At 62.7% G+C, this 13493-nt stretch carries 10 protein-coding genes and 1 riboswitch; of the genes, 2 read left to right on the forward strand and 8 right to left on the reverse strand.

Features of this window, described 5'->3' with window-relative positions; translation table 11 throughout:
• Positions 1–29: 29 nt before the first annotated feature.
• The 6 genes from KOM00_RS10270 to KOM00_RS10295 form a co-directional block, all read right to left on the reverse strand.
• The gene (locus tag KOM00_RS10270) at positions 30–1094 is read right to left on the reverse strand and encodes an AI-2E family transporter (RefSeq protein ID WP_216498829.1); all 1065 of its coding nucleotides are present in this window, start codon (positions 1092–1094) and stop codon (positions 30–32) included.
• 132 nt (positions 1095–1226) lie between these two features.
• Positions 1227–1511: a hypothetical protein gene (locus tag KOM00_RS10275; RefSeq protein ID WP_216498830.1), complete on the reverse strand. Its 285-nt coding sequence runs from the start codon at positions 1509–1511 to the stop codon at positions 1227–1229.
• Positions 1512–1748: 237 nt separating this feature from the next.
• Positions 1749–2450: an outer membrane lipoprotein LolB gene (locus KOM00_RS10280; protein WP_216498831.1), complete on the reverse strand. Its 702-nt coding sequence runs from the start codon at positions 2448–2450 to the stop codon at positions 1749–1751.
• A 32-nt stretch (positions 2451–2482) separates the two neighbouring features.
• Complete coding sequence (locus KOM00_RS10285) at positions 2483–3727, reverse strand: spinster family MFS transporter (RefSeq protein WP_216498832.1); 1245 nt, start codon at positions 3725–3727, stop codon at positions 2483–2485.
• A gap of 25 nt (positions 3728–3752) precedes the next feature.
• Positions 3753–6233 carry an AMP-binding protein gene (locus KOM00_RS10290; RefSeq protein ID WP_216498833.1) on the reverse strand — a complete coding sequence of 827 codons (2481 nt, stop codon included), beginning with the start codon at positions 6231–6233 and terminating at the stop codon, positions 3753–3755.
• Between the two features lie 372 nt (positions 6234–6605).
• Positions 6606–7124, reverse strand: a complete 519-nt coding sequence (locus tag KOM00_RS10295) for a MucR family transcriptional regulator (protein ID WP_216498834.1) — start codon at positions 7122–7124, stop codon at positions 6606–6608.
• 448 nt (positions 7125–7572) lie between these two features.
• Positions 7573–7679, forward strand: a riboswitch (SAM riboswitch).
• Between the two features lie 70 nt (positions 7680–7749).
• Here KOM00_RS10295 and KOM00_RS10300 point away from each other — a divergent pair.
• Positions 7750–8895 (forward strand): trans-sulfuration enzyme family protein, encoded by a 1146-nt coding sequence (locus KOM00_RS10300; RefSeq protein ID WP_216498835.1) that lies wholly within the window; start codon positions 7750–7752, stop codon positions 8893–8895.
• Positions 8892–10028 carry a trans-sulfuration enzyme family protein gene (locus KOM00_RS10305; protein WP_216498836.1) on the forward strand — a complete coding sequence of 379 codons (1137 nt, stop codon included), beginning with the start codon at positions 8892–8894 and terminating at the stop codon, positions 10026–10028. The genes KOM00_RS10300 and KOM00_RS10305 overlap by 4 nt, the downstream gene beginning before the upstream one ends.
• A gap of 1171 nt (positions 10029–11199) precedes the next feature.
• Here KOM00_RS10305 and KOM00_RS10310 read toward each other — a convergent pair.
• Both KOM00_RS10310 and KOM00_RS10315 read right to left on the reverse strand, forming a co-directional pair.
• Positions 11200–12549 (reverse strand): J domain-containing protein, encoded by a 1350-nt coding sequence (locus KOM00_RS10310; protein ID WP_216498837.1) that lies wholly within the window; start codon positions 12547–12549, stop codon positions 11200–11202.
• 246 nt (positions 12550–12795) lie between these two features.
• Entirely contained in the window at positions 12796–13257 is a 462-nt protein-coding gene (locus tag KOM00_RS10315) for a YaiI/YqxD family protein (RefSeq protein WP_216498838.1), read from the reverse strand.
• Positions 13258–13493: the final 236 nt, after the last annotated feature.

The raw sequence follows: 13493 nt of genomic DNA on the forward strand, positions 1-13493 counted from the left end.
GCTTGCTGAGCCGCGCGAACGCGTCGGCATCAGGGGATCTCCCCCTCGTCCGTCGCCTCGGTGTCGGCCACGGCATCGTCCCACAAGGTGAACAAGACGGCGAAGATGACGGGCCCCACGATCAACCCGAGCAGCCCCATGCTGATCACGCCGCAGATGGCGCCCAGGACCACGGCCAGGGTAGAGATGTCGCTGGATGCGCCGATGGCGAGGGGGCGAATGGCGTTGTCGGCTATGCCCACGAAGATGATGCACCAGGCGGCGAGGAGCCCCGCGGCAAGATAGGAGCCGTTGAGGGCGAGGACGGCGACCAGCGGCACCCAGACCACCCCGGTGCCCACCACCGGGATCAGCGCGGCGATGGCGGTGAGCGCGCCGCAGAAGATGGGCGCCGGCACCCCGGCAACCCAGTAGCCGAGCCCGGCCAAGACCCCCTGGGTGGCGCAGGTAAGGACGGTCCCTACGGTCACCGCGGTGGTTATGGACCGGATCTGCGAGGCGTAGTGTTGCGCCTTGCGCGGATCCGGGGCAAGCCTGCCGATGAAGGCGCAAACCACCCGCTCGCCGTCGCGGTAGATGAAGTAGAGGATGAAAAGGGCGATGGCCAGGGTGCCGAGGAAGCTGAACATGTTGCGCGCCAGGTCGGTGGCGACGCCGAGTATGACGGTGGAACTGGTGGAGGCGATCTTGCCGCCGATGCCGGCCAGGTCGATGTCGAACCGATCCACCAGCGACATGATCTTCTGTACCGCGGGGAAATGACCGAAGCTGGAAGTGCCGGTCTTGGCCACCGTCTGGACCAGCTGCAGCACCTGCCGGTACCAGTCGGGGGCGTTGACCGCAGCGGTGGCAACGAGTGCGGCGACGGGAAGGACGAAGCAGACGGCTACGGCGAACACCATCAGGCCGGCGGAGCGGTTCGGATGACCCGGGTAGCGGCGCAGCACGCGGTTGTAATGAGGCATGGTGGCAACGCCGATGATGAGCCCCCAGGCGAGCGGCTTCAGGATGGGGGCGGCCAGGATAACCATCAGGACGACGGCAGCGGCCGTGACCAGGGCCGCAAGTATGCTCAGATAGAGTCTTCTGTCCATCGGTCTCCCCTCGAGGATGGTGTAGGCTTTATGGATTACCGGGGTGCTTCGGGAGTGCCATGGCTGGACCGGGTCCGGTCTCTGATCCGGGCGGGCGCCGGGGCGCCCGCCTGACGGTAAGGGTGGCGTCGCTTAGCGGGTGGTCTCGATCTTGCGCTCCTTCTCCTCGGGGGCCGCGCTCGGGCGCTGGGTCCCCTCGGGCTGCACCGACTGCTCGGTCTGGAACGGCAACCGCTCCCGCCGCTCGTTGCCCAGGGTGGGCGGCTCTTCAACAACCTTCCAGTTCTTCCCCACCGGGACCGAGAGTTCTTTCACCGAGGCCGGCTGTGCCTGGGGCTGCTGTTTTGCTTCGAAGATGGTGCAGGCGCTGAGTGACAGCAGGCTGATAACGAGTAGCGTGGCATGTGCGTATCTCATGGTGTCGACTCCTGAAGGTTGTGCTGGCGTGTGAACTGGATCAACTTCTGCTGCTGAGCGTTTGGGCCCTGCACCTCTTGGTCATGCTGAGACTAAGGATAGCAAGACGCAGATATAATTAAAAGTTTTGTTTTGAACGGCTCAGCAACTCCAACAGCAGCCTTCGGAACCAACGTGCCGCCAAAAACACACAAGGGCCTATTATGGCAAAGATCTGCGCCCGGTCAACTTGCGGCGCTACATGACCTTGAACTCGGCAAGGGGATACACCGCCATCCCCGACAGATCAGGCTTGAGCGACGAGGCCTCGACCGGTGCGTTCAACTGCGGTTCGTCGAAGACGATGCGCACCTCGCCCCCGGCGGCGCTACGGATCTCGATCGTCTCGGGAAAGGGGACGCCGTCAAGGCTCCGATACCCCTGGTAGCTCGCCTGGTCGCCCGAAGGAGCCACCTTGCGCTCCAGCATCCCGATCTCGTCGTAGTGGTAGGAGGTACCGGCGATCTCCACCTTCTGCCGGAGCGGTCCTGGCAGCGGCAGGGGCGACGGGGCCATCACCCACTGGAACAGCTGCAGGCTCTTCAGGGCGCTCTGCTCCGGGAGTTCGGAGAGAAGCCCGGTGAAGGCGACCTGCCTGGACGGAATGACGCAGGTGAAGCGGTCGCTCTCGCCGAAGGCCTCCAGCATGGTCTGCCCGAACGGTGAAAGGATGAGCAGATGGTACATGTCGGGGGCCTGGTAGACCAGGTAGCCGCGCCCGGCACTGCTGCGCTCGCCCGACGAGGCAGAGAGGCTCACCGAGGACTGCAGGGTGGTGACGCTGCGTCCCGGGACCAGTCCGGTGAGAGGTTGTTTCACGGCGGCGCAGCCGGAAAGGACGGCGGCGCAGACGATGATGAGGATCAGTCGGCTCAAGTGGAGACGGTTGTTTTCAGTCACGGTAACCTCTGGTTGTGGTCGGTTGATTCGAGTCAGGGGGAGGGCTCGGCCTGCGCCATGTCATGGGCCACGAAGCGGCCGCAGACGAAACAGAAGACGCCGGCCAGCACCATCACGAGCGGGGTGGACAAGAGAGCCGTCCTGAGCCCCCACTGGTCGGAAAACCACCCCAGGATGGACGGGGAGATGGCATCCCCGAGCGCATGGATGAAGAAGATGTTGACCGCGAAGGCCATGGCGCGCACGGCGGGATCGGTCACGTTGAGGATGACGGTGTTGAGTGGGCCGGTGTTGAGGAAGAGGAAGAACTCCGCCATGAAGATCGCCGCCATGCAGGAGGGGACGTCCTGCGCCATGATGGCCCAGGCGGCAAAGGGGGCTCCGATGAAAAAGCCCCAGCCCGACACCAGGAGGTACCCCTTGCTGCTCTTCTTCTGCCAGCGGTCGCCGAGCACCCCCCCGACCAGGGTGCCCATGATGCCGGCCACCACGGTGACGGCGCCGAACATGAGGTTGGCCTTCTCCACGTTCAGGGCATGGGTGCGGAAGAGGAAGGTAGGGATCCACTGCGCCAGCCCGCCGATGGCGAAGGTCATGGCGGCCATGGCGAGCGTGTTGGTGACGAAGGAGCGGTTGTTAAAGAGCTGCAGGTACGCGGCAAACCCGTGCCCCCCCTCCCCCGCCTGATCCGTTTCGGTGATCCTGCGCTCGGGCGTGCGCAGGAACCAGAGCGGCACCGCTACCATGAGGCCGGGGAGACCGACCATGAGGAAGGCGGAGTGCCAGCCGAAACGCTGCCCGAGAACGCCCCCCAGAAGGTACCCGAGGGCGCTCCCCACCGGGATGGCGACGTAGAACCAGGAGAGGACGCTGCCGCGCTTCTCCTTCTCGAAGAAGTCCGCGATCAGTCCGGGCGAGACGGTCCCGAAGCTCGCCTCACCCACCCCGACGGTGGCGCGGGCGGCGAGCAGGGTGCGGTAGCCGGGCGCGAAGCCGGCCAGGATGGTCGCGAAGCTCCAGATGACCACGCCGGTGGAGGCGAGCTTGACCCGGTCCCAGTGGTCGCCGAGCCAGCCGAACACTGGGGCGATCACCATGTAGCTCACCATGAAGGCGCTCCCGAGAAGGCCGAGCTCCGTGTCGGTTATGGAGAGGTCCGCCTTGATCAGCGGGAAGACGGCGAACAGCACCTGCCGGTCGATGTAGTTGAGCAGGTTAACCGCCAAAAGCAGCCCCAGGGCGTAGCGGCGGTAAGCCAGGGAAATCGGTTCCTTCATCCGACACACTCCTTCATCGCAACGATCATTGAATTTCAGCCACCGCGGCCTGCGCCCTGGCCACGATCTCTGCGGGCTCCTCGAACCGGAACCGCAGAGGCTTCCCGAAGCTGACCGTCACCGTGCCGCGCTTGGGAATGCCGGTCTTTTGGGGCGGGAGGATCTTGTCGGTCCCGACGATCTTCACCGGCACGATGGGAATCTCAAGCTCCTTGGCAATGATGCCAAGGCCGAGCTGAAAGTCCTGCATGCTGCCGTCGTGCGAGTGCCCCCCCTCGGGGAAGATCAGGGTGTTCTGACCCCGGTCGGTGAGTTTCCCCATGTATTTCACGGCTGCGGAGAAGCCGCTGGTCTGCGGCAGCGGGAACAGGTTCAGAAACAGGGTCCCGTATTGGTAGGTTGCAAGCCGCCAGAGACGTTCCAGCCCGTGGTAGTCGCCGAAGAAGAATTCCTCCCAGGCGGCGGTCGCGGTGCGGTAGCGGACCTCCCTGGGGAGCGCGAACATCAGGGAAGGCTGGTCGAAGTACCCGAGGTGGTTGGCGACGAAGACCACCGGCCCCTGCAGGTGCTCTACGTTCTCGCGCCCGCGCACCTCGAGCCGCACGAAGAGGCGGAACAGGGGGTAGTTCAAGAGCGCGTCCCCCAGCATGCGCAGCGCGCGTACCGGCGCCGTGTTGGTCCAGAAGCGGTAATGGCCGCGCCGGTGCCCCTTCTCGCGCCGGGCGATGATGCGGCGCACCTCGGAAACCCTGGTCTGCGGCCCGATCTGCGAGTCCTCGATATCGAGCCTGAACTCCTGCTCAAGGTAATTGACCAGCTCCAGGCGGGCGATGGAGGTGAGTCCCAGGTCCGCAACCAGCAGGGAGTCCTCCCTGATCTCGCCCGCGTCGGTGCCGGTCACCTTGGACAGGAGGTTCACCAGGTGATCCTGGCTCGCGCCGGCGCCACCAGCGGCGGCACCCTGTTTCACCTGCTCCTTGACCTGGAACTTCCTGATCTTCAGCGTGGTGGTCTTCGGGAACTCCGGCTCTGGCCAGATGGTGTAACCGGTGATCTGGTGCAGGGTGTCCAACTGGGCGTTGGCCCGGGCCAGGATCTCGTCGGGCTTCGCGCCGCTGTCGTCGAGCAGCAGGACCGCGTGCACCTCCTCTCCGGCACCGCGGTCCAGGCCGATGACGCAGGACTCCTTCACCCCGGCGACCTTGTTCAAGACGGCCTCCAGCTCGTCGGGGTAGACGTTCACCCCGCTGCCGGTGACGATCAGTTCCTTCTCCCGCCCCTTGATGGTGAGCCAGCCGTCCGGCATGATCTCGCCCAGGTCGCCGGTCTTGAACCAGCCGTCCTCCGTGAAGGCGCCCCGGGTCGCCTCCTCGTTCTGGTAGTACCCCGGAAAGACGTTGTCTCCCCTGACCACCACCTCCTTGCCGTCGAGCCTCAGCTCTACCCCGGGGAGCGGCGGCCCGACCGAGCCCGCCACCTGCTTCTCCACGGTGTTCACGCAGAGGACCGGCGAGCACTCGGAAAGGCCGTACCCCTCGAGCACGGTGAAGCCCATGGCATCCCAGAAGCGAAACACGTCCGGGTCGAGCGGCGCCCCCCCCGAGACGAAGACGGTGAAGTTGGCGCCGAACTTTTTCTGCACGGGGAAGAAGAGTTTCTTCCTGGCGGGCTTGGAGAGCCCCTCCCCAAGCTTCGCGAGCGAGGCGAATACGCCCGAGAGATGCTTCTCTGCGAGCTCGCGCTCGATGGTCGTCTTCAGAAGCTGCATCAGGCGCGGCACCGACATGATGACGTAGACGTCTTCCTCGCCGAGCGCCTCCATGATGGCGGAAGGCTTCAGGGTGCGCGGATAGATGACGGTGGCGCCGCGGTACAGCGGGGTGAAGAAGCCCCCCATCTGCTCGAACATGTGCGACAGCGGCAGCAGCGAGAGGAAGGAAAACTCCGGGGTGATGATGGGAACCTGCTGGTTGATCTGGACCATGTTGGCCACCAGGTTCTTGTGGGTCAGTATCACCCCCTTGGGGTTCCCGGTGGTGCCCGAGGTGTAGATGAGCTGCGCGATGTCGTCGGGCGCGGGATGCACGACCTCGGCGTAAGGGGGGACGTCCTCCAGCAGGTACTTCAAGTCCTCGAGCAGCAGGGAATCCGGGACGTCGAGCCGCTCCGGCTTGAAGCGGCTTTGCAGCACCACCTTGGCCTGGGTCAGCTTCAGGATCGACTCCGCGCGACCGCGGTCGGACATGAAGTCGACCGGAACGGCGATGGCACCCCGCATGATGATGCCCCAGTAGGCGACACCCCACCAGGAGGAGTTCGGACCCCACAAAAGCACGCGATCCCCTGCAGCCACGCCGCGCCGCGCCAGCAGGCCCGCCATCTTCATGGAGAGCTCGGAGAGCTCGCCGTACGAGACCGCGAAGCGGCGCACCCCGGTACGGTTCACCAGGGCGGTATCATCCCCCCGCGGTGCAAAGCTATGAAAAAGATCTACCAGTGTCCGCATAGCTGACTCCCGTAGGCGGCGCATGTCAGTTGCAGCTTAATGACGGTAACGTCAAAACTTGGAATGAAAAGAAAGACCGGGCGGCACCACCTACTGACACTACTTACGTCCGCATCATCTTCCCAAGCAAGCATTGTCACACGTGCGCATCGCTTTGGCAACCATGCAACGGCAAAGTGCAATCAATCGCAACGTCGCGAGCAACTGCGACGGGGAGGCGAGTTTAACCGATGACGGGCGCAAAACCAATCCTAAAGAGAAGAAGGCGGTGCCGCTGTGCTGACGGTTAGTTGCTACCTTGACTGAAATTCCTTGCGCCATAAAAAAAAGCCGCCCCGTAAGGAGCGGCTTTTTGCAGTGCGTATGGGATGATCAGGCCACCTTTGCCTTGGCGCTTTCCTTGGGGGCCTTGGCGCCCTTGGTCACCTTGGCGGGCTTTGCGCCCTTGGCGGGGACGGCCTTCTTCGCCTCTATGTTGGCCATACGCACCCCGCGCGCCTTGGCGAGATTATCGGCCAGCCCGCGGTCGAGAGCCATTTTCCTGCGAGCCTCGGAATAGTTCTTGGCCGCCAGCGGCTGCTTGCCCGGGATGCCGAACTGCTTCTTGTACTCGCCCGGCTTCATGCCGTGCGCGGTGTTCAGGTGACGCGCCAGCGTCTTGAAGCCTCCTTTGCCGCACAGCATGCAGACGACCTCGCCTTTCTTGAAAGCTTCTTTTACTGTCAAGGAAGCCTTGGGTTCCTCTACACCCTCGACAGGTTCGCCTGCTTCAAGGTTTTTGAGGGCGCTGTGCACTTTGCTGATTTCGAATATAAGCTGATCAGAAGTCATCGGAGTGCTAGACGCATGTGACGCTACGATCTGAGCCGCGATCTCTACCAAAGTTGCCATTGATTATCCCTCCATTGATCATTATCTGCTTGGCAATATAGTGGCAGGTTTCCATGCATTGTCAAATCAACAAAATAAACTTTTTCTTTGTGTCAGCCGGCATAGCAAGACAGGAGGATCAATGAAAGGGAACGCGCCTGCAGGTTCTCAGTATCGCAAAAAGTGGAACGGACAGAATGTTCGATCACCTGCCGTATGAAAGAGAATGAGCGAGTTGCCGCCAACCAGATACAGAACGAAGCCCCAATATACCATCGGCGCCCCCTTTCAGCTCGTAGTGCAGTGCGCGACGGCGCGGGGCAACACGACCAGCGCGGTAGGGAAAGGATTTGCCGGAAATAACTTTTATTTTAGTCAAGAAGTCGAGTTTTCCGGTTGACAAAAGCGCACCGTCTCAGTATTACTAAAGACGCTGGTTAAAGCGGCACCCTTTACAACCGAATAGCATTACTTATCTAGAGCGATCGAGGGACTGGCCCTGTGACGTCGCGGCAACCTCCCCACGGGGGGAAGGTGCCAAATCCTGCGGAACGGAAACGTTCCGAAAGATAAGGAAGTGCGGACCAAGCCATTAGATGAGTCCCCTTCCGACCCCGGAAGGGGACTTTTCCATTTGGAGGCTACGATGAACATCGCAACCACTGCAGCACAGATAGGCCTGGAACGGGAGAGCCGGACCGGCGCGGTCACCGTCCCCATCTACCAGACCGCCACCTTCCGCCACCCCGGCCTCGGCCGGAGCACCGGGTACGACTACAGCCGCTCCGGCAACCCGACCCGGCAGGCCCTCGAGGAAGGGATCGCCAGGCTCGAAGGCGCCAGCCGCGGCTTCGCCTACGCCTCCGGGATGGCCGCCATCACGAGTCTCATGTTCCTGTTTAAACAGGGAGACCACCTGATCGTCACCGAAGACCTCTACGGCGGCAGCTACCGGCTGTTCGAGAAGCTGTTCCAGCAGTTCGGCCTGAGCTTCAGCTACGTCGACACAAGCGACGTGGAGCTGGTGCGCCAGGCGGTCCGCCCCAACACCCGCGCCCTGTTCGTGGAATCCCTCACCAACCCGCTCCTGAAGGTGGCCGACGTGCGGCAGCTGGCCGGCCTTTGCAAGGAAAACGACATGCTCTGCATCGTCGACAACACCTTCCTCACGCCGTACTTGCTGCGCTGCCTGGACCTCGGGGCCGACATCACCGTCTACTCGGGGAGCAAGTACCTTGCCGGGCACAACGACGTGGTCTGCGGCGTGGTTGCGGTGAAGGACGCGGCTCTCGCGGAAAAGGTGTACTTCCACCAAAACGGTGCCGGCGCCGTGCTGGGTCCCCAGGATTCGTGGCTTACCATCCGCGGCATCAAGACGCTCACCATACGCATGGAGCGTCAGCAGGAGAACGCCCTGGCGCTGGCCCGGTGGCTGGAGCGACACCCCCAGGTTGGCAAGGTCTACTACCCCGGGCTTCCCGACCACCCGGGACACGAGCTGATGAAGAGCCAGTGCGGGGGCTTCGGCGCCATGATCGCCTTCGAGGTGACCGAACCGGCTCTGGTGAACCGGCTCCTGATGAAGACGGAGCTCATCTCCTTCGCCGAGAGTCTCGGCGGGGTCGAGAGCCTGATCACCTTCCCCCAGGTGCAGACCCACGCGGACATAGAGCCCGAGAAACTGCAACGACTCGGCATCAACCACCTGCTGCTGCGTCTGTCGGTTGGAATCGAAGACAAGGACGACCTGATCGCCGACCTGGCGCAGGCATTCGAAGGAGAGCACGCATGAAATTCGCCACCGAACTGATCCACGGCGTCGACCCGATCGATCCCGAGCACGGCTCCGTCAGCCACCCCATCTACCTGTCCTCGACCTTCGCGCAGCGCTCCGTAGACAGCTTCGGCCGCTACGACTACGCCCGTTCCGGCAACCCGACCCGCGAGGCGCTCGAGGAGGCGATGGCCGGGCTGGAAAAAGGAGCCGTCGGCCTCGCCTTCGCTTCGGGGATCGCGGCCACCGCCTCGACCCTGCTCCTGTTCAAGCCGGGCGATCACCTGGTGGTGTGCGAGGACGTTTACGGCGGCACCTTCCGGCTCCTCACCACCCTGTTCAAGGGGTGGGGGCTGGAGGCGACCTTCGTCGACGCCACCGACGTTGCCGCCATCGCCGCGGCGATCCGGCCCGAGACAAAGGCGCTCTACCTGGAGACCCCGTCCAACCCGCTCATCAAGATCACCGATCTCCCCGCCGCGGTCGCCCTCGCCAAGGAGAACGGCATCCTCACCATCGTGGACAACACCTTCATGACCCCGTACCTGCAGCGGCCGCTGGAACTTGGGTGCGACATCGTGGTCCACAGCGGCACCAAGTTTTTAAACGGACACTCCGACGTGATCTGCGGCTTCGCCGTCGCCAGGGATCAGGAACTGGGGCAGAGGCTGCGCTTCATCCAGAACGCCTTCGGCGCCGTGCTCGGGCCGCAGGATTGCTGGCTGGTGCTGCGCGGCCTGAAAACCCTCAAGGTCCGCATGGAGGAACACCAGGCAAGTGCCCGGAAAATAGTGGCCTGGCTCTGCGGGCAGAAACAGGTGCGGCGGGTCTACTACCCCGGACTTCCCGACCACCCCGGCCACGAGATCCACAACCGCCAGGCAAGCGGCCCGGGGGGCGTGCTCTCCTTCGAGCTCGAGAACTACGACGTCACCAAGCGGCTCTTGGAAGGGGTGAAGCTTGCCGCCTTCGCGGTCAGCCTGGGGGGCGTCGAGAGCATCCTCTCCTACCCCGCCAAGATGTCCCATGCGGCGATGCCCCCGGCCGAGCGCGAGACGCGCGGCATCAAGGATACCCTGGTCCGTCTCTCGGTGGGGCTCGAGGACCCGGACGACCTCATCGCCGACATGGCGCGGTTTCTCAACGTTTAGGGGCGTATGTGCACAGCCTGCCCACCCGTTGACTGCACCTCTGGGGGGCGAATAATCATTCGCCCCCCGCAGTCGCACCTTCACCTCTCACGCCATTCGGCAATGACCGGGCACCGGCGGCCTGGCAAATATGTATTTGCCCCTACAGAACCTGCAATCTCCCGCGTGTAGGGGCGAATAATCATTCGCCCCCCCCAATCGCACCTTCACCTCTCACGCCATTCGCCAATGGCCGGGCACCGGCGGCCGGGCAAATATTTATTTGCCCCTACAGAACCTGCAATCTCACGCATGTAGGGGCGAATAATCATTCGCCCCCCCCCAGTCGCACCGTCACCTCGCACGCCATTCGCCAATGGCCGGGCACCGGCGGCTGGGCAAATATTTATTTGCCCCTACAGAACCTGCAATCTCACGCATGTAGGGGCGAATAATCATTCGCCCCCCCCCCAGTCGCACCGCCACCTCGCACGCCATTCGGCAATGACCTGGCACCGGCGGCTGGGCAAATATGTATTTGCCCCTACAGATCCTGCAATCTCACGCATGTAGGGGCGAATAATCATTCGCCCCCCCAGTCGCACCTCCACCTCTCACGCCATTCGCCAATGGCCGGGCACCGGCGGCCGGGCAAATATGTATTTGCCCCTACAGAACTTGCAATCTCACGCATGTAGGGGCGAATAATCATTCGCCCCCCTCAATCGCACCTTCACCTCTCACGCCATTCGGCAACGGCCGGGCACCGGCGGCTGGGCAAATATTTATTTGCCCCTACAGAACCTGCAATCTCACGCGTGTAGGGGCGAATAATCATTCGCCCCCCCAGTCGCACCGCCACCTCGCACGCCATTCGGCAATGACCTGGCACCGGCGGCTGGGCAAATATTTATTTGCCCCTACAGAACCTGCAATCTCACGCATGTAGGGGCGAATAATCATTCGCCCCCCTCAATCGCACCTTCACCTCTCACGCCATTCGGCAATGGCCGGGCACCGGCGGCCGGGCAAATATTTATTTGCCCCTACAGAACCTGCAATCTCACGCGTGTAGGGGCGAATAATCATTCGCCCCCCCTTCCTGCCCCTTACTGCTCAAAACGCAAGAAGGCCCGGGGACTCCTTCCCGGGCCTTCTTCATTCCAGTATCGGGACGGCGTCCCCCCCTACTTCACCGCCTCCATTTGAAGCTCACCGTCTTCACCCCCGGTATCGCCTGCTGGAACACGGCCAGGCCCTCGTCGGTGATGCTGTTGCCACTGCTGGTCAGTCCCTGCAGCCCCTGCATCCCCTGCAGGTAGACAAGGCCGCGGTCGGAGATACGGGTCTGGTACAGGTAGATCCTCTTCAGGTTCGCAAGGGTCGAGATGCTGAGCAGGGCCGCGTCGGTCAGTTCCGGGCCGTAGAGGTAGAGCTCCTCCAGGCCCGAGAGGTGGACGATGCTGTCCAGGTCGGCGTCGCAGACGTCGTACAGAAAGAGCGACTGCAGGTCCTCCGGACGCAACCCGTTCAACAGCTTGAGCTTCCGGCTCGCCCCCTCTTTCACGTCCAGCCGCAGGGCCTGGTCCAGGCCTACCTGGACCGCACCGATGGCAGGCCCCGCCTTCTTCCAGGCGTTGAAACTAACGGAGTGAAGCTCGCGCAGGTACAGGCTGCCGCAGGGTTGGTCGTCCGGGAAGGAGACCACGCGGCTTTGCCTCGCCGCCCCCTGCATGCGCCCGCGGCCCTTTTCACCCAGCAGGGCAGCCAGGCGTCGCTGGGCACGCGCGATGTTTATCTCCGCGGCAGCCACCAGGTCCGCGAAGAGATCGCTGCCGGCGGCGGCGCTTTCATCGACGCGCAGCTTGAAACGGTGCACGTAGCTGCCCCGGAGTTGCTCGATCTGCTCGTGGATCTCCCGGATCGCCTCGACCTCGACGGCTATCTGCTTTTTAAGCCGTGACAACTCCGCCCTCAGGTCGCTTTGCTCTGCCTGTTCGGGGAAATGCCGCCGCCAGCTCCTTAAGATCTCGCGCAGGGCACGATGATCGTCCTCGGCGTAGGCCTTGTTGGCCTTCAGCATCAGCTCGTGCCGCAGCGAGCCGGCACCCTCCCCGGCCAGATCGGGGTGGATGGCCTTGGCGACCTCCCGGTACAACGCCTTTATGTCCCGGGGATCAGACTTCCAGACCCGCCCGCGCGCCTGACCTTCTCCCCGGAAGGAGGTGCCGCTTTGGTAGGTCTGGCCATCGCGGAAATCGTCGTCGCGGCTTGGGCCGGAGCCCTCATCCTCGCCACCTTCCGCATCTTCCGGAACGTAAGCGCCGGTAGCCCTCGCGATCTCGGCCTCAAGCCTTTCCAGCTCGGCCATGCGCCGCCCCAGCGTCTGCTGGTAGTTCCGTTCGAAACCCGCGATCTCCTCGCGCAACCGGTGCAAGACGGTGGCAGCCTCGGCGTGGCGGGCACGCAGGGAAGCAAGCTCGGCGCGCTTTTGTTCGAGTTCTACTTCCTCGGAGGACCTCTGTTGATAGTGGGCAGTCATAGGCGTCGCACTGTCTCAAGAATTATTTACAAACTGTCATTTTTGCCGCGACATTAGCACGACCTGAGGCAGAGTTACAAAAGATTTTATCACACTGGCAGGAAATCTGGTTCAGGCATGAAGGAAGACAGTGCCATAAGGCAACGGCAGAGATACAAGAGAGGATCAGGTCGCAAAAGCGACCGAAAGGCAATAGATATAGCAGAGGGAGAAAAGGGCTAAGGCTATGACAGCAAGAGTCGATATTCAGGGACGATCGCCGCGCATCATGCGGGTCAGCAGCCGGTCCAGAGCCGAGGCGAAACGCTGCCGATCGGCAAGACCGAACTGCGCAGGGCCTCCAAGCAGCAAGCCGTCGTTGCGCAACTCCTGCATCAGGTTGCGCATGGAAAGGCGCTCCCCCACGTTCTCCTCGGTGTAGAGTTCACCGCGCGGGTCGAGCGCAACTCCTCCGCGCTCAACGACACGGGCGGCCAGCGGGATGTCGGCGGTGATCACCAGGTCGCTCGCCTCGGCGTGCTCGGCGATGTAGTCGTCGGCGACGTCGAAGCCGGCTGCCACGCGCACCGAACTGATGAGCGCCGTGTGCGCCCGGGACAGGTCGCTGTTGGCGACCAGGCAAACCGGCACCTTTAAGCGCTGCGATGCGCGAAAGACAATCTCCTTGATGACCTTGGGGCAGGCATCGGCATCTATCCAGATCTTCATAGACTCATTTCCTCGGTTCTGTGGCACTGCAGACGGATCTGCCGCATCCTTATCGCTGTCACGGTAAGGCACGCTACTACAGCGCGCCCCCTGTGTCAACGCGCCGGATTCTGTATACTAAGTAAAAACCTTTAAATCTAATTTAAAATATATTGACACTACTGTTGCAAGGTGGTATGGTTACGCGTCCTCGAATACCCGTGGATTAAAACCAAAAAGAAGTACTATGGGAGAAG

This window comes from Geomonas diazotrophica, from assembly GCF_018919385.1.
Lineage (GTDB): Bacteria > Desulfobacterota > Desulfuromonadia > Geobacterales > Geobacteraceae > Geomonas > Geomonas diazotrophica.

Excerpts from the sequence above, each read along its gene's own strand:
- KOM00_RS10270 (WP_216498829.1), bottom strand. The coding sequence starts at position 1,094 with ATGGACAGAAGACTCTATCTGAGCATACTTGCGGCCCTGGTCACGGCC.
- KOM00_RS10275 (WP_216498830.1), bottom strand. The coding sequence starts at position 1,511 with ATGAGATACGCACATGCCACGCTACTCGTTATCAGCCTGCTGTCACTC.
- KOM00_RS10285 (WP_216498832.1), bottom strand. The coding sequence starts at position 3,727 with ATGAAGGAACCGATTTCCCTGGCTTACCGCCGCTACGCCCTGGGGCTG.
- KOM00_RS10290 (WP_216498833.1), bottom strand. The coding sequence starts at position 6,233 with ATGCGGACACTGGTAGATCTTTTTCATAGCTTTGCACCGCGGGGGGAT.
- KOM00_RS10295 (WP_216498834.1), bottom strand. The coding sequence starts at position 7,124 with ATGGCAACTTTGGTAGAGATCGCGGCTCAGATCGTAGCGTCACATGCG.
- KOM00_RS10300 (WP_216498835.1), top strand. The coding sequence starts at position 7,750 with ATGAACATCGCAACCACTGCAGCACAGATAGGCCTGGAACGGGAGAGC.
- KOM00_RS10305 (WP_216498836.1), top strand. The coding sequence starts at position 8,892 with ATGAAATTCGCCACCGAACTGATCCACGGCGTCGACCCGATCGATCCC.
- KOM00_RS10310 (WP_216498837.1), bottom strand. The coding sequence starts at position 12,549 with ATGACTGCCCACTATCAACAGAGGTCCTCCGAGGAAGTAGAACTCGAA.
- KOM00_RS10315 (WP_216498838.1), bottom strand. The coding sequence starts at position 13,257 with ATGAAGATCTGGATAGATGCCGATGCCTGCCCCAAGGTCATCAAGGAG.